Here is a 17,897-nt window from a genome sequence, read left to right on the forward strand (position 1 = left end):
AAGTGTTCTAACGTCCTGAGTGCAAAGCACAAGTATATGCATTGTGATGAAGAAACCCAATAGGATCGGGAAACTTTGCTTGATTTACGATATAATCGCCACCAGATTATTTCCAGCTAGCAGTAGATGGACAACACCATGTTTGAGAATTTAAGCGAACGCCTGTCGCAGTCGTTAAAGAATATTACCGGTCGCGGTCGGCTGACCGACGACAATATTAAAGATACCTTGCGTGAAGTACGTATGGCTCTGCTTGAGGCCGACGTCGCTTTACCCGTGGTGCGCGATTTTATCAGCCGGGTCAAGGAACGTGCGGTCGGTACCGAAGTGAATAAGAGCCTGACCCCGGGGCAGGTCTTTCTGAAAATAGTTCAGCAAGAACTTGAGCACGCTATGGGCGAGGGCAATGTCCCGCTGAATCTGGCGACACAACCGCCCGCAGTGATTCTGATGGCTGGCTTACAAGGTGCCGGTAAAACCACAAGTGTTGGTAAGCTGGCGCGTTATTTGCGTGAGCGGCAGAAGAAAAAGGTGCTGGTGGTGTCGGCGGACGTTTACCGGCCGGCGGCAATCAAGCAGCTGGAAACCTTAGCCAACGAAGTTGAGGTCGAATTTTTCCCGTCTTCGACCGAACAGCAACCGGTCGCCATTGCCCAGGCTGCAATCAGTCATGCGCGGAAGAAGTTTATTGATGTCGTGTTAGTTGATACCGCAGGTCGTACTGCGATCGATGATGCGATGATGGCGGAAATTAAAGGCCTGCATGCCGCGATCAACCCCATCGAAACACTGTTTGTGGTCGATGCCATGACCGGTCAGGATGCTGCGAATACGGCACGCGCCTTTAATGAGGCATTACCGCTGACCGGTGTCATTCTGACCAAAGCTGACGGTGATGCCCGTGGCGGTGCGGCGTTATCGATTCGCCATATTACCGGCAAGCCCATTAAGTTCTTAGGGGTTGGCGAGAAGAATACCGCGCTTGAGCCGTTCCATCCGGAACGTGTTGCGTCACGAATTCTGGGCATGGGCGACGTAATGTCGCTGATTGACGAACTGGAACAAAAGGTCGACCGTACCAAGGCCGAAAAGGTTGCCAAAAAAGTCATGAAAGAAGGTAAGTTCTCGCTTGAGGACTTCCGCGAGCAATTAGCTCAGATGCGTGATATGGGTGGCATGATGGGGCTGATGGATAAGCTCCCTGGCATGGGCAAAATGAGCGCCCAGGTCAAAGGTCAGATGGATGATAAAATGACCGTGCGTATGGAAGCGATTATTAGCTCCATGACGCCGAAAGAACGTGAATTCCCGGACCTTATTAAGGGCTCGCGCAAGCGTCGCATCGCTGCCGGGTCGGGAACTCAGGTGCAAGATGTCAACCGCTTGCTGAAGCAATTTATGCAGATGCAAAAAATGATGAAGAAAATGAAAGGCGGTGGCATGGCAAAAATGATGCGAAGCCTGGGCGGAATGGGCGGTAAAATGCCTCCCGGAATGTTCCCCAAAGGCTAGAGAATACTTGCATTCGGCGGAAAAATCGGTAGAATTGCCGGGCTCTTCGACCCCGGTCGGAGATTTTTCTATTTATTTAACATTAAAAACTGTATCGAGGAACGTAATGGTAACCATTCGTTTACAACGCGGCGGCGCTAAAAAGCGTCCATTCTACCAGATGGTAGTTACCGACAGTCGCAATGCCCGCGACGGTCGTTTCATTGAAAATGTAGGTTTCTTCAACCCGCTTGCGCGTGGTCAGGAAGAAAAACTACGTGTAGATCTTGAGCGTGTTGACCACTGGGTAGGTCACGGCGCAACAGTATCTGAGCGCGTAGCTAAGCTTTTAAAAGATGCGCGTAGCGCAGCTTAATTCAGCTTATTCATCAACGTTGGTAGCAGAGTAACTATGAATCAACCTACTGAACACGTCGTCATTGGCCAGCTAGGCGCAGTGTATGGAGTGAAAGGTTGGCTGAAAATTCAAAGTTATACTGACGACGTTGAAGCCATTTTTGATTATCACCCCTGGCAGATTCGTAAGCAGGGTAAAGTGCAGGAAGTTCAGGTCGAGGAATGGCGTCGACACAATAAAGGACTGATTGCCAAACTTGCAGGCGTTGAAGATCGTGATGCGGCGCACCTTTATACGGGTGCTGACATTATTATTGACGCCGGGCAGTTACCCGAGTTGCCAGAGGATGAGTTTTACTGGCGCGATTTGATTGGTATGACCGTAGTAAATACTGACGGTTATAACATGGGAGTCGTGGACCAGTTAATGGCCACAGCATCAAATGATGTGATGGTGGTGAAAGCGAACAGTAACGATGCTTTTGGTCGCTCTGAACGTCTGATTCCGTTTATTCAGAGTCAGTACATTCAGGAAGTCGACAAAGAGAACAAACGCATCGTTGTGGATTGGCCGTCGGATTTTTAATGGCTGGAAAATTACAGGTCGGCGTAATCACGCTGTTTCCTGAAATGTTTCAGGCAATCACCGACAATGGTGTGACCGGTAGAGCGGTTCGCGATGGGCTGTTGGAAGTACATTTGACCAACCCGCGCGATTTTACTCATGACCGTCATCGCACCGTCGACGATCGCCCTTATGGCGGTGGTCCTGGCATGCTGATGATGGTGCAACCGCTGACCGATGCGATTGCCTCAGCAAAACAGCAGCTGGGGGCCGATACCAAGGTGATTTATTTGTCACCTCAGGGTCGCAAACTTGATCATGCCGGCGTGCAGCAGCTCGCTTTGCATGACAAGTTCATCTTAATTGCCGGTCGCTACGAAGGCATTGACGAGCGTGTGATTGCACGTCACGTTGATGAAGAATGGTCGATTGGTGATTACGTGTTGAGTGGCGGCGAGCTGCCGGCAATGGTCATGATAGACAGTGTTGCGCGGCTTGTACCCGGGGTGTTGGGACACCAGGACTCAGCTGTAGAAGATTCTTTTGCAGCAGGACTGTTAGATTGCCCGCACTATACACGACCAGAAGTACTTGATGATGAGGCAGTGCCGCCAGTATTACTGAGTGGCAATCATGAACAAATTAGACGCTGGCGTCTGCAGCAGGCTCTTGGCAGAACCTGGCTAAGGCGACCGGAATTGTTAAATGACCTAGCTCTGACTGACGAACAGCAACAGCTACTTGATGAGTTTATTCATCAGTATCAGGCTGAAACTGACGCGGGTAGTTAATCTAGGAAAGTGAGGCTAACATGGCAAAAGTAAGTCAAAATTTGATCAAAGCGATCGAAGACGAGCAAATGAAAAAAGACCTTCCGGACTACGCGCCGGGCGATACAGTGGTCGTTAATGTTAAAGTTGTTGAAGGTAACCGTGAGCGTGTTCAGGCATTTGAAGGCGTGGTTATCGCTAAGCGCAACCGTGGTTTACATTCTTCTTTCACGGTTCGTAAAGTCTCAAATGGTGAAGGTGTTGAGCGTACTTTCCAGGCGCACAGCCCAATCATCGACAGCATCGTTGTGAAGCGTAAAGGTGCGGTACGTCGTGCTAAGCTTTACTACTTGCGTGAGCGTTCAGGTAAATCTGCACGTATCCGTGAGAAGCTGTCTTAAGATCAGCTTTGATCTGAAAAAACCCGCCGCTGGCGGGTTTTTTTATGGCTGAAATAAGGCACAATGACTGCGGTATTGAAGTAAGGAGCCCACACCATGTCTGACTCGGCAGTCCCCACTCCGGAACAACGGCTAGCGCAACTGCGCGAAGCTATTGATGAAACCGATAGCGCGTTATTGCAGTTGCTACATCGCCGCCGCCAGTTGGCGGCGGAGGTAGGTGTGGTTAAGCGCGGGCTAGGACAGCCGCTGTTTGTTCCGGAGCGCGAGGCCAAACTGCTCGCCGCGCGTCGCCGTGAAGCGGAACAGGTGGGGTTATCAGCAGATCTCATTGAGGATGTCCTGCGCCGTGTGATTCGCGAGTCCTATCAACAGCAACAAGCGGCTGACGTCCATCTGGAAGATAAAAAAGTGGTCGTGATTGGCGGGCACGGTGCCCTGGGCGGACTTTTTGCGGAACGTTTCCGCGAAGCCGGAGCGCGTGTGGCGTGTGTCGGTGAGCATGACTGGGACAATATCGGGGCAACCTGTCAGCAAGCTGATCTGGTACTTGTCAGTGTTCCTATTGCCGTTACCGAAGTCGTTATTGCACGCTTACCTGAGTTGCCGGCACACTGCATTCTGGCTGATGTTACCAGCATTAAACAAGGTCCGTTGACAGCGATGCTTGCGCAACATGACGGCCCGGTGGTGGGTCTTCACCCGATGTTTGGTCCGCAAGTTGCGACCCTGGCCAAGCAGCTTATTGTGGTTACCCAGGGGCGAAAACCTGAGGCCTGCCGGTGGTTACTGGATACATTAGTGCGTTGGGGCGCGCAATTGTATCAAACCGATGCTGCGCGCCATGACGAGGCGATGGGGTTTATTCAGGTTATGCGGCATTTATCAACTTTTGTTTATGGTGCTCATCTGGCGTCAGAACGCGCAGACCTGCAGGAGCTGCTGGACTTAAGCTCGCCGATTTACCGGCTTGAACTAATGATGGTCGGGCGTTTGTTCGCACAAAATGCCGCGCTTTATGCGGACATTATTCTCGCGCATCCTGAGAATTTTGCCATGATGCGCCGTTATCTGAGTACGTTTGATCAGGTTCTGGGTCAGTTGGAACAAGGCGACAAACAGGGGTTTGTCGACAAGTTCGCTGAAATTAGTCAGTATTTTGGTGAGTTTTCACAGAAGTTTCTTGAGGATAGCCAGCGCCTGTTAGCTAGCGCCGGCGATGCGCATCAGCTCAGCCAGGTCACTGGGCGCTAGCGGTTTTTGCAGTAGCTTGTTAATACCAGCTGCCTCGCATTCAGCGCGGAAGTCATCTGGGTTGTGGCCAGAGATCATCGCGGTTGTCGGCGTTTCGGCGCCGAGTTCCTGCTGTACCTTGCAATATAGCTCCACGCCATTAAAGTCGGGCAGCTCATGATCAAGTAGAACCAGATCGGGCCGCTCACTAACGATTAACTCGTAAGCATCCTGACCGTTTTCGGCGGTGCTGATTTTGGTGGCAGGAAAGTGACCCAACATGGCTCTCATGACTTCCAGTGAAATCATATCATCATCGACAATGACCACATGCGTTGATTGTTTTGCCATCGCAGACTCCTTTATGTTCACAGCTCTGTTTAACTTCCGATGGAACAACAGGGTAAAGAAATACTGGCATCCTGGCAATCACATTGACTATTCTAACCAATATCCAATATCCAATATCCAATAACCAACAACGCTTTAAGGTCTTAACAAAATGAAAATTTGGGACAGTTTTGTGCGCGGCTATCACTGGCTGCTGGTCCTCGGCATCCCTGCCATGTGGTGGACCGCCAATGAGGGCCACATGGAATGGCACCTGCGCATCGGTATCGGTATCGGTGCCTTACTCATCGCAAGACTTATCTGGGCTCTCGCTGGTAGCAAAAATGCCCGCTTCAGTGCCTTCGTGAAAGGACCCGGCGCGGTGATAAAACATTTTCGCAGCTTAATGTCGCGCCAGTCCTATACTCCCGGAAGCACTCATAACCCGGCAGGTGGCTGGTCGGTGTTATTATTATGGGGCTTACTGGCAATGCAGCTTGGCACCGGCCTGTTTGCCACCGACGAGATCTTCTTTTCCGGTCCGTTAGCCAGTCTGGTTAGTAGTGACTGGCAGAATCAACTCACCGATCTGCACAGACTGAATTTTGTTGTGTTGGCGACGGTAATAGCGATTCATATACTCGCGGTGCTGCTATACCGGTTAAAGGGCATTTCACTGATTGCTGCGATGATTCATGGTAAGCGTGACGGTGCGCTTGCGCCAGGTTTACGTTGGTCATTTTGGGCGTGGTTGTTGGCAGCCGTGCTGGCTGCCAGCGGATGGTACTTGTGGGCCTGAAGTCGTGACTAATCTTTATACTGATCGTGGCAGCCTTTACAGTTTTGCGCGGTTTCTTTAAAAGCTGCCCGCAGCTCGTTCTGATTACCTGCTACCGCAACCTGCGCTAAGCGGTAGGTGTCACGCTGCAATTGCTCAGCACGTTCCTGAAAATCCTCCCAGTTATCCCAGATTGCAGGCAGCGCGTCAGTATTGTTACCGGGCATGGCACCTTCCTGACGGAAGCCGACCCAGGGTACCGATGACATCTGCGCCACCGTATCGGCGCGTTCTTTAAAAATCTCGGCATCGAAGGGCATGTCACCTTTGAGCATGTCGCCCATATAAGCAAAATTATTCTGCATGACAGAAAATGCTTTTTGCCGGTACTCAACCGCTTTTTCTGCGTCATTAAAGGCATGTTGCGCCGCGACCATGGCGCTCATGGTCAGAGCTCCGGTAAGCAAAGTTAATTGAAAGGTCTTGAAGATCATGTATGCACTCCCAATGCGTTTTATGTAGTAGTTCACTATTATCTTATTAAGAATACAACGCTTTACCGATTCAACCAGGCTGTTTATCCCTAAATGGATTGCGCTTACCTCGTTATTACATTTAATGTAGGCGAGAACGAATCTTTTTTAAATCCGAAAAAATACACTGCAGAACAACCTATCGAGGGGACGCCGATGATTAGCAGTAACCGCCTTAGCAAGCTGGCGGTGGCGATGTGCGCAGCACTACCAGTGCTTGCCAGCGCATCGCAGACCACCACTGTACAAGGGTTGCATGACAACTCATCCAGTTTTGTTGCATTGCAGAATGCGACCATCATCACTGAGCCAGGCAAACGTCTGGAAAACGCCACTTTAGTCATTCGCAACGGTAAGGTTGAGCGTATCAACGAAAATAACCGCGTGCCGGAAGGGGCGCGGGTGATTGACTTAACCGGACACACGATTTACCCGGGTTTCATCGACGCTTACAGTAATTATGGGGTGCCCGCGCCAAAACAAGAGCAGCGCGGCCCGTGGTTTTCGACCAAACCGCAGTACAATAACAAGCGCGAAGGCGGCAATGCGGCGAACGACGCAATTCATTCGCAGCAACTGTGGGTAGATCAGGCAGCAAGCGATAGTAAAGCCGCAGAAGATTACATTGAACAAGGTTTTACTGCCGTACAAAGTGCCCGGCTAGACGGTATTTTTCAGGGCCAGGCCGTCACTTTATCTTTGGCTGACAAAATTGCCAACGACGTGGTCTATCGCGCCCAAGGGCGTCATTTTGGCTCTTTTGACAAAGGCACTTCGCAACAGCAATACCCGAACTCATTGATGGGGTCGATTGCCCTTATCCGGCAAACCCTGTCCGACGCCAACTGGTACGAGCAAGCCTACGGCAAAGCAGCGTATAACGGTACGGTTGAATACAATGCCGCCCTGGCAGAGCTCGGACCTATTGAGCAAGAAGGTATGCTGTTCAAAGTCACTGATGACAAGTCACTACTGCGCGCGCACGCGGTACTCAGTGAGTTCGATGTGCCGGTCACCTTTGTTGGCTCAAACTATGAATATGCGCGTCTGGATGCCGTAAAGGCCACCCAGGCGAAGCTGGTGTTACCGTTAAACTTCCCTGCCGCGCCGGAAGTAGCTGGCGTCAATGATGATTTGGATGTCGAGCTTGCTGATTTGCGTCACTGGGAGCGTGCGCCAGGCAATGCAGCCGCGTTAGCAGCTGCGGATATTGATTTTTCATTTACCCTGCATCAATTACAAAAAGCTGGTGACTTTTGGCCGAATTTGCGCAAAGCCGTACAGCACGGACTGGATAAGGACACCGCTTTGGCTGCGCTGACGACGATACCGGCGCAGATTGCCGGCGTCAGTGACAAGGCAGGTAAACTCGCGCCAGGCTATATGGCTGATTTTGTCGTTGCCGAGGGCGACCTGTTTACGAAAGGCACGATTAAGTCAGTGTGGTTGCAAGGCGCTGAAACTGAACTGGCACCACTTCGCACCGCAAACTTCGCTGGCACCATTCGTGCCAGTCTGGCGAATCAGGATGTGCAGTTTGAGTTAAAAGGTGACGAGCGCGTCAGCGGCGAGCTGGTCATGGGCGAACGTAGCAGTAAGCTACGCTCGGTGACCCGTGATGAAGACACCCTGAACTTTGTGGTCGACGCTGAGTTGGCTGGGCTAAGCGGCGCCTGGCGAGTGCAACTGCAACAAGCTGCGGAGCAAGAGTTTCGTGGCGTGGCGGTCGGTCCTGATGGCCGTACCCTGCACTTTAGCGGTACCCGCACAGACGGTGGGGATAGCGAAGCTACCGCGGCAACGACCGCAGCGACCGATGTCAGTTATGTCAGTCGCCTGACTTATCCGAACGTCGCTTATGGCCTGGATGGCTTGCCGGCGCGACAGAATCTGCATATTAAAAATGCCACGGTATGGACCGCAGATGAAGATGGTGTGCTGGAGAATACTGACATCATCGTTCGTGATGGTGAGTTCTACCGTATTGGCCAGGATTTGCCTACCCCCTCAGGCTACACGGTAATTGATGCGTCCGGCATGCACGTGACGCCGGGTATTATTGATGAGCACTCCCACATTGCGATTGATCGTGGCGTGAACGAAGGTTCTGAAGCTATTACCTCAGAAGTGCGTATTGGCGATGTGGTCAACCCGGACGACGTTCATATCTATCGTTCATTGGCCGGTGGCACCACCATGGCGCAACTATTGCATGGTTCAGCGAACCCGATCGGCGGACAGGCGCAGGTGATTAAACTGCGTTGGGGTGCCACGGCAGATCAAATGAAATTTGACGCAGCGCCGCCTTCGATTAAGTTCGCATTGGGTGAGAACGTAAAACAAAGTCGTTACCCGTCGTGGTTGAGCACACGTTATCCGCAAACGCGGATGGGTGTGGAAACCCTGATGCGTGATGGTTTTACCGCCGCACTTGAGTATCGCGAACGCTTACAGGCCTATAAGAAGCTAAGTCGCAGTGAGCGTGCGAAAACTGCACCACCACGTCCTGATTATCGTCTGCAGACCTTGTTAGAGATTCTTGATCGTGAGCGCTTTGTCCACGCGCACAGCTACGTACAGTCAGAAATCCTGATGTTATTGCGCTTAGCAGAAGACTTTAACTTCACGCTGACGACCTTTACCCACATTCTTGAGGGGTACAAAGTTGCGTCGGAGATGGCCAAGCACGGCGCGGGCGGTTCCTCATTCGCTGACTGGTGGGCTTACAAGTTTGAGGTGTATGACGCAATTCCGCATAACGCCTGTCTGATGTCAGAAAAAGGCGTACTGACCAGCATCAACTCAGACAGTAATGACCTGCAACGTCGTCTGAATACCGAAGCGGCCAAGTCGGTGACTTACTGTGGTATGGACGAGCATGAAGCCTTGAAGATGGTGACGCTGAATCCAGCCAAGCAGCTTAAAGTTGATGAATACGTGGGCAGCATTAAAGCCGGCAAACATGCCGACTTTGTTATCTGGAATAACCATCCGTTGAGTTCGTACGCGCGGGTTGAGCAGACCTGGATCAATGCTCGTAACTTCTTTAATCGCGAGCGTGACGAACAGTTACGCGCAGAACTGCGAGAGGAAAAACAAGCCCTGCTGCAAAAAGTACTGGCCGATCCAAACGCCAGTAATGGCGACAGCAATGGCTACAAGCGCGAGCAGCCAGCCTGGCACTGCGATACCGAACATGATACCTGGCTAGGTACATTCACTGCACATAGCCACGGAGGACACTAAGAATGAAAAAATTAATCACAGCCGTAGCTGCGGCGACTGTATCTCTGTCCGTTGCCGCGCATGATATCGTGCCGGGCGAGCCGCAGCAGCAACCTATTCTGTTGCAGAACGGAACGTTACATACGGTCAGCCATGGCGTGCAAGCCAATACCGACCTGCTATTTGTGGACGGCAAGATTACTGCCATTGGCGTTGACTTGGCGGTACCGGCCAATGCGCAGGTGTTGGATGTGGCTGGTAAACACGTCTATCCGGGCGTGATTGCGCTGGATACCACCATCGGCCTGCGCGAAATTGAATCGGTACGGGCCACTGAAGATGCTGACGAAGCAGGGGTCATAACCCCTGAAGTCTCAGGTCATGTTGCTTACAACCCCGATTCGGAAGTGATTCCGACAATTCGCTACAACGGTGTCTCGCATGCTCAGATCGTACCGCAGGGCGAGCTGATTACCGGGCGTTCGAGCTTATTGCAACTTGATGGCTGGACTTATGAAGATGCTGGTGAACGTCTGAACGTGGGCGTCCACGTGAATTGGCCACGCGTTGGCATTAATACCGCATGGTGGGAGCGTCGCTCGCCGGCTGAACAGCGTAAAGCTAATGCCGAGGCGCGCAAGCAGCTGGAACGTACCTTTATCGACGCCAAAGCATATTATGACGCGAAGCAAGCTGGTGAACTTAATGGCACCGACTTGCGTTGGGAAGCCATGCTGGGATTGTTCGACGGCTCCAGCACGTTATTCGTACATGCCGACGATCAGCGCCAGATTGAGGAAGCCATAGAGCTGACTCGTGAGTGGGGCTTTGACTGGGTATTAATGGGCGCCCGTGACGCCTGGCGGATGGCCGATCAGCTGGCAGCGGAAAACGTACGCGTGGTTTATGGTGCACCTTTTGGTCTACCTACTCGCCACGACGAGGCCTATGATCAGGCATTCAGTACCCCTGCGGCACTGGCGCAGGCCGGCGTGAACTTTGCTATCAGTTACCCCGGCTACTGGGATGTGCGTAATCTGCCATTTGCTGCCGGTAACGCCGTTGCTTACGGTTTAGATCGGGAGCAGGCATTGGCAGCTATTACTCTGAAGCCAGCTGAGTTTTTAGGTGTTGCCGATCGTCTGGGTTCACTGGAAGAGGGCAAACAGGCCACTATATTGATTTCAGATGGCGATCTGCTTGACCCGATTGGTCAGAAAATTGAGCAGTTATTTATTGAGGGACGCCTGGTCGATCTGAACAATCGACACCTGCAACTCTATAATAAATATAAACAAAAGCCTTAAGAGTATGGTTAAAATCAAAGCCGACCCCGACAGGTCGGCTTTTTTATTTAGGAATTCATCGTAAAAAACCTCTTGGTCAGACTTGTGTTTGTTTAGAGGTGTTGGCACTATTTACACCTATCTAATCAAAAAATAACAACTTCAGCAGGTGTGGAATGTCGGTAGTCCGTCACTTATCAAGCGATGGTAAAGAGCTAACAATTGCAATTCACGGTAAGTTCGACTTCGGGATTGTGCAGGAATTCCGCCGTGCGTACAGTTCTCTGGGTGACCAAAAGCCCACTGTCTATGTCGATCTCAGGCAAACAGAGTACCTCGACAGCTCCGCTCTCGGAATGTTACTGAATATGCGTAAGGCCATCAGTGATCATGTGAAAGGAATTCATATCATTAACTGCAGTGCCGAAGTCAGTAATATTTTAGATATTTCGCGTTTCGATAAGCTCTTTGTTATCGAGTAAATGCGACGCGAATATAACAGCTATGCTTCAGCCATCTCCGCCTCTCGTTATCGATATCTATCATGACGGTTCAGCTTTTGCAGAGGAAGTTATCGGCGATCTGCAGCATTTAAAGCTGGCCAAAAGACTACGCCTTAAAGCTTTCCGGGATTGGCGCCCGGACGCGCTGTTGCCGCATCCAACCTTGTTAGTGCTCGCTGATTTTGCTGCGCAATTAGAGCAGCCGCTGTGCTGTACTGAGCAACTGCTGATTTTACCTTTCCAGCTCGACGCAAAAAAACTGCTGCTATGGCCCGGCGATAGCCTGGTTTGGCCGCTAAGCGTGCCTTTGTTGTCCAAACAGATACAGTTACTGGTGCAACGTTTTCAGTGCGCGCATCAACTCAGATCCATGCAAGAGAGTCTGGCGTGGCATGCGCGTCAGGTGGAACGCGAATACGAGTTAGTCGAGAATATTTTTCAGAATGCGCTCAGTCGCAATTTTACCGATTACCCGCATATCCGAACCTTGTTGGCGCCGGCTGCGAAGTTCAATGGTGATCTGTGCCTCGTCGCGCCAGGACCAACCGGCAGCCTGTATGTAATGATGGCAGACTTCACCGGTCACGGACTGGCGCCGGCAACCGGCGCTTTGCCACTCTCCCAGGCATTTTTTGCCATGGCTGATCGTAGCGTCTCAGTGGCCGAGATGGTAACTGAATTTAATTACCGCCTGCACCGGCTACTGCCAAATGAAATGTTCTGTGCGTGTTTTTTGTTAGAACTGGCGGCAAACGGGGAGCGTCTGACCTACTGGAATGGCGGCATGCCACCAGCGCTGGTTTATGATGACCAAGGGGCAATCAAACACCGCCTCAAGGCACAACATGTGGCGCTGGGTGTATTACCGACCGAAGAGTTTGACGCCCAGGTATCCAGTATCCGTACCAGTGCCAGTGATCGTGTCGCCATCTATACCGATGGGGTGATTGAAATGTTAAGTCAGCGCCATGAGTTTCTCGGGCTGAAAAGTCTTGAATGTTATTTACAGGCTTATCCGCAGTTGCGCGATTTCGATCGTCTGATTCATAAGCTGGAGCATTTTCGTGGCGATGAGCCCCTGCACGACGATATGTCGTTGGCAATTTTAGCGTGTTGTCCTACTGGTCTTGCGCCGGCCAGGGCAGAGAGCGAGGCTCGCGCCTTACCGTTTAGCTTTATCACTGAGCTTAACGCGGATGATTTGCGCCAGGTTGATGTAGTTAGCGCAATATTGGGTATTATCGGTCATCTACCGAACCTGCGATACCATCGTACCACCTTGTACCTGCTATTGGCCGAGGTCTTCAATAACGCGCTGGAGCACAGTTTGCTGGGGCTTGACTCCCGGATTAAGGATGAACCTGAAGGTTTCACGTATTATTATCAGTTGCGCGCCGAGCGGCTGCAACAACTCAGTAAAGGAATGATCAGGGTCGAGGTGAGTTACCAGCCACGCTCGGCGCATATCTACTTTACTCTCAGCCACAACGGCACGCGCTGGCAGCCGCAAAGCCAGGCTGCGCTTGCCGGCCAGGAACGGTCACATGGGCGTGGGCTTGAGTTACTCAGACACCTGGCGAGCCCGCTGATCTGGCATGAAGATGGTCGCACTGTCGAGTTCGGCTACTATCTGACGCCGACCAGAAGCACTGCCTCAACCACCGGCTAGTTTTACGGTGAATCCTTGTTGCTGCAGATACGCCATGGCTGATTCGCGCTGATCGCCTTGCAGCTCAATCGTACTGTTCTTCACGCTCCCGCCGACGCCGCATTGTTTGCGCAACGCTTTGGCATAACGATTTAACAGCTCGGCATCATCGGGCAAATCAAGAATCACCGTGACACCTTTGCCTTTGCGACCTTTGGTTTGTCGTTGAATACGCACAGTCTGTGAGGTGTCGGGTTCAGCAGGGGTATCTGCTGGTGTTGGCTCAGCAGTTTCCGATGGGCGAAAGCCTAAATTTTTAAGTTGATCAGATAGACTTGACACGAGCACCTCATATTTTAAGCTTGGAATAAATAACCAACGTGTTATATATTTTTAGAATAAGTAAGCGAACCGGAACACGCCATGAAACTGCAGCAACTGCGTTATATCGTTGAAGTATTAAACCATAACTTAAATGTTTCAGCGACCGCCGAGAGCCTTTATACGTCACAGCCTGGTATCAGCAAGCAAGTACGCATGCTGGAAGACGAACTGGGAATTCAGATTTTTGAACGCAGTGGCAAACATCTTACCCAGGTTACCCCAGCCGGTCATGAAGTGATTGTGATCGCACGTGAAATCCTTGCCAAGGTAGACAGTATTAAGGCGGTTGCCAGTGAACATACCTTGCCGGACCGGGGCAAACTCAATATTGCCACCACGCACACACAAGCGCGCTATGCCTTGCCGGTCAAGATTAAGCAGTTTATGCAACGCTATCCGAAGGTATCACTGCACATGCATCAGGGCTCTCCGGAGCAGATCAGCGAACTGGCTGCAAAGGGAACCGCAGATTTTGCCATTGCCACTGAAGCGCTGCATTTATATCAGGACCTGATCATGTTGCCCTGTTATCACTGGAATCGCTCGATTATTGTGCCTAAAGACCATCCTTTGACGAAAGAGTCCAAAGTCAGCATAGAGCAATTGGGCGCACATCCGATGGTCACTTATGTGCATGGCTTTACCGGACGCTCCGAGCTCGATCGCGCCTTTAGTGCAGCGGGCATTTGCCCTAATGTCGTTTTTACCGCCACTGACGCCGATGTCATAAAAACATATGTCCATGCCGGTTTAGGAGTGGGAGTGGTGGCGACCATGGCATTTGATGCACAAAATGATAAAGGCTTAGTGGCGCTACCTGCCGATCATCTGTTTGAACCCAGTACCACCAAAATCGGCTTCCGCAAAGGAACCTTTTTGCGCAACTACATGTTTGAGTTTATTGAGACCTTTGCCCCACATTTGACCAAGCCTGTGGTAGAGGAAGCGATGCAACAGCGTACCCAGGACGCTGTTGATCGCTTATTTGAAACAACCCGGTTACCGATGCTTTAAGTTAACACTCAATAATATTTACCGCGAGGCCGCCACGAGCGGTCTCTTTATATTTGGTTTTCATATCGTTACCGGTGTCCCACATGGTCTTAATGACCTTGTCGAGCGAGACCTTATGATCACCACTGCCGCGCAATGCAAGACGTGCCGCGTTAATGGCTTTCACTGAGCCCATTGCGTTACGCTCAATACAAGGTACCTGTACCAGGCCGCCGACCGGGTCACAGGTTAATCCCAGATTGTGCTCCATGCCAATTTCTGCGGCATTTTCAACATTGCTGACGCTGCCGCCCATGAGTTCGGCCAGTGCACCCGCTGCCATCGAACAGGCCACACCTACCTCGCCCTGACAGCCGACTTCGGCGCCGCTGATGGAGGCGTTCTTTTTATACAGAATACCTATGGCTGCGGACGTCAGTAAAAAACGTACCACTGTCTCTTCATCAAGCGGTGAGATAAACTTATCGGCATATTTCATCACCGCTGGGATAATTCCCGCAGCGCCGTTGGTCGGAGCCGTCACGACCCGGCCACCTGCAGCATTTTCTTCATTGACCGCCAGCGCAAATAAGTCGACCCAGTCCATGGTTTGCATGGGGTCGGCTGATTTTTCATTGCGCAGACGCTGATACAGGCCAGGCGCACGGCGGCGGACTTTGAGGCCACCGGGTAATATACCCTCGGTTTTAATACCGCGGTCGATACATTCGTCCATGGTTTTCCAGATATGCATCAGCCGTTCGCGAATTTCCTTTTCGCTGCGGAATACTTTTTCATTGGCGAGCATCAAGGAGCTAATGCGCAGCCCATGCTCGTCACATTGCGCGAGCAATTCCGCAGCGCTATCAAAGGGGTACGGAATAGGCTGAGTTGACTGCTCAATCGCTTCTTCGAGGGTGTCGTCAAAGTCGGCGTCACGAACAATAAAGCCACCACCTATAGAGTAATAAAGGTCTTTGTAAAGGACTTCATCACCTTTTAACAGACGCAGCTCCATAGCATTGGCATGACGCGGCATGGTTTTGCGGCGATGAAAGGTGATAGCGCCCTCACGCGGGAACTTGATTTCATGCGAGCCTAACAGCTTGAGCTTTTGGGTTTTATCGGTTTCGGCCAGAAAAGCATCGACCTGCGTGGTGTCTACCGTTTCAGGCTCTTCACCGGCAAGTCCCAGAATGACCGCTTTACCGGTACCGTGACCTTTGCCGGTCTGGCCCAGTGAGCCAAACAGCTCGACCTTGATGCCGGTGGCCGAAGAGAGATCAATTTCCTGCGCAGCGGCTTGCAGAAATTCCTTCGCGGCACGCATCGGGCCCACGGTATGAGAGCTCGATGGACCAATACCCACTTTGTAGATATCAAAAACACTAATCATAAAGTTATCGTAAACCTTAGTTTAAAGAGCGATAAAAAGTGTGACGCTCAGGATACACGTGATCGGCCAATTCTCGCAAAATTCCGGCCGTCGCACCCCAGATATTTCTATGTTGATATGGAATAAAGTATACCTGATCGTAAATAAAACGCCTCAGCCGATAGGCGAAGTGTTGTTGTTGGTGCAATACGTGCTTAAGCGGCACAGTGAAAATTTCAGAAACCTCGCGTGGATCAGGACGCAGTGGAGCCGACGGTCGTACGAAGGCAACATAAGGACGAATCAGAAAATTACTAATGACCGGGTAGTCCTCGAGCGCGCCCACAAGCTCAACATCGCCGGGATCAAGCCCGATTTCCTCGTGCGCCTCGCGCAGGGCAGTGGCGTAGAGATCGGCATCGTTCAATTCCTGGCGCCCCCCCGGAAAGCTGATTTGTCCGGCATGATGACGTAAGTTTACGCTGCGTTGCGTCAGAATTAACTGCAGTTCCCCCTCACGTTCCCACAACGGAATTAACACCGCTGCCGGGCGCAGTCGCTTGAGTGGCGGCCGCTGCAAAGGCTTCTTGTGGTGCAGCTGAAAGCGCTGTAAGAATTCATCACGAGTCATGCGGATGCTCCCCTGACGTGGCGGTCGCAAGGACCGGGAGTATCTTGGCCACTTTATCGAGTGTCTCCTGGTACTCTTCGTCACCCACTGAGTCCATCACCAGCCCACCACCGGCCCAGCAGTGGAGCAGGCGCTGACTTGCGACCAGCGTGCGGATGCAGATATTAGTGTCACAGGCACCGTGTTGAGAAATATAGCCCATACTGCCGCAATAAAAACTGCGGCGCTGGGGCTCAAGCTCATCAATGACTTCCATGGCACGGATTTTCGGCGCCCCGGTAATGGAACCGCCGGGAAAGCAAGCGGCCAGTACATCAATGGCTGACAGTTCGGTTTCCAACGTGCCCGTTACGGTACTCACCAGATGATGCACGGCGGGGTAGCTTTCGATCTCGAATAGCTTCGGAACCTGTACGCTGCCAGGCTGGCAGACCCGGCTCAGGTCATTGCGTAACAGATCGACAATCATCACATTTTCCGCGCGATCTTTACTTGCTTGCTGCAGCTCCTGTGCGAGTTGCTGATCCTGCTGCGGGTTAGCATGGCGTGGGCGCGTACCCTTAATTGGTTTGGTCTCGACCGCGCCGCTGGCACTGACCTGTAAAAAGCGCTCCGGCGAGTGGCTTAGTACGGCCCCCTCGTGCAACCTTAAAAAACCTGAGTAAGGTGCCTGATTTGCCTCTCGTAAGCATTGGTATGCCCCCCAGGGGGAGCCTTGATAATCAGCGCTGAAGCGCTGCGCCAGATTCACCTGGTAACAGTCACCGGCCCGCAGGTAGTCCTGCACCCGCGCAAATTTTTGCAGATAATCTGCCGCTTGCATGTTGCTCTGCCAGGCTGAGGTCAGTTGAAACGCCGCAGTTGCATGAGGTTGAATTTCCGCCTGTTGCCAGAATGTCTGCCAGTGCGCAATTTCTTGTTTGGGTGCGAGTAGCCAGGTGGTGTCGGTGGCACGGCAACGTATTAAAGCGCGGGTGTAAAGGCCGACGGCCAGTTCGGGTAATTCACTGTCGGCAAGAGCATGCTCGGGCAAGCGTTCCAGCGCGCGGCCCGCGTCATAACTCCAGGCGCCCGCCAGTCCACCCTGAAACGGCAGGTCGGCAGGGCCTTCATAGGTTGGTACCTGAGCAAGCAACTCACGCAAGCGACGTGGCCAGTCGCTACTGTCGACAACCTGCAATTCGGGCTGCCAGAAAATGAAATCGTAGTGGCTTTGGGGGTGTTCACAGCTATCTAGCAGCAATGCCCAGGGTTGTTCTGCGATGGCCGCGAACAGCGAAGCAAACCGGGCTTTTACAGGTAAAGATACAGCAACAATGGACACAGCTATCGGGCTCCCAAAATCATTTGTCCGTAGCTTAACATATACCTGCCGAAAACTGGTCAGCGTGCAG

At 51.9% G+C, this 17,897-nt stretch carries 18 protein-coding genes; 12 read left to right on the top strand and 6 right to left on the bottom strand.

Features of this window, described 5'->3' with window-relative positions:
• Nucleotides 1-138: 138 nt before the first annotated feature.
• The 6 genes from ffh (at nt 139) to tyrA (ending at nt 4,838) form a co-directional block, all read left to right on the top strand.
• Nucleotides 139-1,512 (top strand): signal recognition particle protein, encoded by a 1,374-nt coding sequence (gene ffh, locus CWI71_RS06805; protein WP_126754509.1) that lies wholly within the window; start codon nt 139-141, stop codon nt 1,510-1,512.
• Between the two features lie 106 nt (nt 1,513-1,618).
• Nucleotides 1,619-1,867, top strand: a complete 249-nt coding sequence (gene rpsP / locus CWI71_RS06810; RefSeq protein WP_026860381.1) for a 30S ribosomal protein S16 — start codon at nt 1,619-1,621, stop codon at nt 1,865-1,867.
• A gap of 36 nt (nt 1,868-1,903) precedes the next feature.
• Entirely contained in the window at nt 1,904-2,434 is a 531-nt protein-coding gene (gene rimM, locus CWI71_RS06815) for a ribosome maturation factor RimM (protein ID WP_126754510.1), read from the top strand.
• Nucleotides 2,434-3,204, top strand: coding sequence for a tRNA (guanosine(37)-N1)-methyltransferase TrmD (gene trmD, locus CWI71_RS06820; protein ID WP_126754511.1), 771 nt, complete (start codon nt 2,434-2,436; stop codon nt 3,202-3,204). Before rimM ends, trmD begins: the two co-directional genes overlap by 1 nt.
• Before the next feature lie 20 nt (nt 3,205-3,224).
• Nucleotides 3,225-3,584 carry a 50S ribosomal protein L19 gene (rplS, locus tag CWI71_RS06825; RefSeq protein ID WP_126754512.1) on the top strand — a complete coding sequence of 120 codons (360 nt, stop codon included), beginning with the start codon at nt 3,225-3,227 and terminating at the stop codon, nt 3,582-3,584.
• 96 nt (nt 3,585-3,680) lie between these two features.
• Nucleotides 3,681-4,838 carry a bifunctional chorismate mutase/prephenate dehydrogenase gene (gene tyrA, locus CWI71_RS06830; RefSeq protein WP_126754513.1) on the top strand — a complete coding sequence of 386 codons (1,158 nt, stop codon included), beginning with the start codon at nt 3,681-3,683 and terminating at the stop codon, nt 4,836-4,838.
• Here the strand turns inward: tyrA and CWI71_RS06835 are convergent.
• Nucleotides 4,788-5,168 (bottom strand): response regulator, encoded by a 381-nt coding sequence (locus CWI71_RS06835; RefSeq protein ID WP_126754514.1) that lies wholly within the window; start codon nt 5,166-5,168, stop codon nt 4,788-4,790. The genes tyrA and CWI71_RS06835 overlap by 51 nt on opposite strands.
• Nucleotides 5,169-5,319: 151 nt before the next feature.
• On the opposite strand from CWI71_RS06835, the gene CWI71_RS06840 reads away from it, so the two are divergent.
• Complete coding sequence (locus CWI71_RS06840; RefSeq protein ID WP_126754515.1) at nt 5,320-5,946, top strand: cytochrome b/b6 domain-containing protein; 627 nt, start codon at nt 5,320-5,322, stop codon at nt 5,944-5,946.
• 8 nt (nt 5,947-5,954) lie between these two features.
• Here the strand turns inward: CWI71_RS06840 and CWI71_RS06845 are convergent, their stop codons facing one another.
• Nucleotides 5,955-6,419, bottom strand: coding sequence for a c-type cytochrome (locus CWI71_RS06845; protein WP_126754516.1), 465 nt, complete (start codon nt 6,417-6,419; stop codon nt 5,955-5,957).
• Nucleotides 6,420-6,614: 195 nt separating this feature from the next.
• On the opposite strand from CWI71_RS06845, the gene CWI71_RS06850 reads away from it, so the two are divergent.
• The 4 genes from CWI71_RS06850 to CWI71_RS06865 all read left to right on the top strand — a co-directional run bounded on the left by CWI71_RS06850 (nt 6,615) and on the right by CWI71_RS06865 (nt 13,141).
• A complete protein-coding gene (locus CWI71_RS06850; RefSeq protein ID WP_126754517.1) occupies nt 6,615-9,704 on the top strand; it encodes an amidohydrolase family protein in 3,090 nt (1,029 codons plus the stop codon).
• Between the two features lie 2 nt (nt 9,705-9,706).
• The gene (locus CWI71_RS06855) at nt 9,707-10,990 is read left to right on the top strand and encodes an amidohydrolase family protein (protein WP_126754518.1); all 1,284 of its coding nucleotides are present in this window, start codon (nt 9,707-9,709) and stop codon (nt 10,988-10,990) included.
• Nucleotides 10,991-11,145: 155 nt separating this feature from the next.
• Nucleotides 11,146-11,451 carry an STAS domain-containing protein gene (locus CWI71_RS06860; RefSeq protein WP_126754519.1) on the top strand — a complete coding sequence of 102 codons (306 nt, stop codon included), beginning with the start codon at nt 11,146-11,148 and terminating at the stop codon, nt 11,449-11,451.
• A gap of 22 nt (nt 11,452-11,473) precedes the next feature.
• Nucleotides 11,474-13,141 carry a PP2C family protein-serine/threonine phosphatase gene (locus CWI71_RS06865; RefSeq protein WP_126754520.1) on the top strand — a complete coding sequence of 556 codons (1,668 nt, stop codon included), beginning with the start codon at nt 11,474-11,476 and terminating at the stop codon, nt 13,139-13,141.
• Here the strand turns inward: CWI71_RS06865 and CWI71_RS06870 are convergent.
• Nucleotides 13,127-13,462, bottom strand: a complete 336-nt coding sequence (locus tag CWI71_RS06870; protein ID WP_198678751.1) for a translation initiation factor — start codon at nt 13,460-13,462, stop codon at nt 13,127-13,129. The two genes, CWI71_RS06865 and CWI71_RS06870, sit on opposite strands and share 15 nt — an antisense overlap.
• An 81-nt stretch (nt 13,463-13,543) precedes the next feature.
• Here CWI71_RS06870 and cysB point away from each other — a divergent pair, with 81 nt between their 5' ends.
• Nucleotides 13,544-14,518 carry an HTH-type transcriptional regulator CysB gene (cysB, locus tag CWI71_RS06875; RefSeq protein ID WP_126754521.1) on the top strand — a complete coding sequence of 325 codons (975 nt, stop codon included), beginning with the start codon at nt 13,544-13,546 and terminating at the stop codon, nt 14,516-14,518.
• Nucleotide 14,519: 1 nt separating this feature from the next.
• On the opposite strand, the gene CWI71_RS06880 is transcribed toward cysB, so the two are convergent.
• The 3 genes from CWI71_RS06880 to pabB are packed head-to-tail and all read right to left on the bottom strand — an operon-like array spanning nt 14,520 to nt 17,827.
• Entirely contained in the window at nt 14,520-15,893 is a 1,374-nt protein-coding gene (locus tag CWI71_RS06880; RefSeq protein WP_126754522.1) for an L-serine ammonia-lyase, read from the bottom strand.
• A gap of 16 nt (nt 15,894-15,909) precedes the next feature.
• Nucleotides 15,910-16,503, bottom strand: coding sequence for a CoA pyrophosphatase (locus CWI71_RS06885; protein WP_126754523.1), 594 nt, complete (start codon nt 16,501-16,503; stop codon nt 15,910-15,912).
• The gene (gene pabB, locus CWI71_RS06890) at nt 16,493-17,827 is read right to left on the bottom strand and encodes an aminodeoxychorismate synthase component I (RefSeq protein WP_241967657.1); all 1,335 of its coding nucleotides are present in this window, start codon (nt 17,825-17,827) and stop codon (nt 16,493-16,495) included. The genes CWI71_RS06885 and pabB overlap by 11 nt, the downstream gene beginning before the upstream one ends.
• Nucleotides 17,828-17,897: the final 70 nt, after the last annotated feature.

The organism is Pseudidiomarina insulisalsae, from assembly GCF_003987065.1.
Lineage (GTDB): Bacteria > Pseudomonadota > Gammaproteobacteria > Enterobacterales > Alteromonadaceae > Pseudidiomarina > Pseudidiomarina insulisalsae.

Bases quoted from the DNA above. Each gene is read 5' to 3' on its own strand.
- CWI71_RS06885 (WP_126754523.1), bottom strand. From the start codon at position 16,503: ATGACTCGTGATGAATTCTTACAGCGCTTTCAGCTGCACCACAAGAAG.
- rimM (WP_126754510.1), top strand. From the start codon at position 1,904: ATGAATCAACCTACTGAACACGTCGTCATTGGCCAGCTAGGCGCAGTG.
- rplS (WP_126754512.1), top strand. From the start codon at position 3,225: ATGGCAAAAGTAAGTCAAAATTTGATCAAAGCGATCGAAGACGAGCAA.
- cysB (WP_126754521.1), top strand. From the start codon at position 13,544: ATGAAACTGCAGCAACTGCGTTATATCGTTGAAGTATTAAACCATAAC.
- CWI71_RS06865 (WP_126754520.1), top strand. From the start codon at position 11,474: ATGCTTCAGCCATCTCCGCCTCTCGTTATCGATATCTATCATGACGGT.
- CWI71_RS06880 (WP_126754522.1), bottom strand. From the start codon at position 15,893: ATGATTAGTGTTTTTGATATCTACAAAGTGGGTATTGGTCCATCGAGC.
- trmD (WP_126754511.1), top strand. From the start codon at position 2,434: ATGGCTGGAAAATTACAGGTCGGCGTAATCACGCTGTTTCCTGAAATG.
- rpsP (WP_026860381.1), top strand. From the start codon at position 1,619: ATGGTAACCATTCGTTTACAACGCGGCGGCGCTAAAAAGCGTCCATTC.
- ffh (WP_126754509.1), top strand. From the start codon at position 139: ATGTTTGAGAATTTAAGCGAACGCCTGTCGCAGTCGTTAAAGAATATT.
- CWI71_RS06850 (WP_126754517.1), top strand. From the start codon at position 6,615: ATGATTAGCAGTAACCGCCTTAGCAAGCTGGCGGTGGCGATGTGCGCA.
- CWI71_RS06840 (WP_126754515.1), top strand. From the start codon at position 5,320: ATGAAAATTTGGGACAGTTTTGTGCGCGGCTATCACTGGCTGCTGGTC.
- CWI71_RS06860 (WP_126754519.1), top strand. From the start codon at position 11,146: ATGTCGGTAGTCCGTCACTTATCAAGCGATGGTAAAGAGCTAACAATT.
- CWI71_RS06855 (WP_126754518.1), top strand. From the start codon at position 9,707: ATGAAAAAATTAATCACAGCCGTAGCTGCGGCGACTGTATCTCTGTCC.
- tyrA (WP_126754513.1), top strand. From the start codon at position 3,681: ATGTCTGACTCGGCAGTCCCCACTCCGGAACAACGGCTAGCGCAACTG.
- CWI71_RS06835 (WP_126754514.1), bottom strand. From the start codon at position 5,168: ATGGCAAAACAATCAACGCATGTGGTCATTGTCGATGATGATATGATT.
- CWI71_RS06845 (WP_126754516.1), bottom strand. From the start codon at position 6,419: ATGATCTTCAAGACCTTTCAATTAACTTTGCTTACCGGAGCTCTGACC.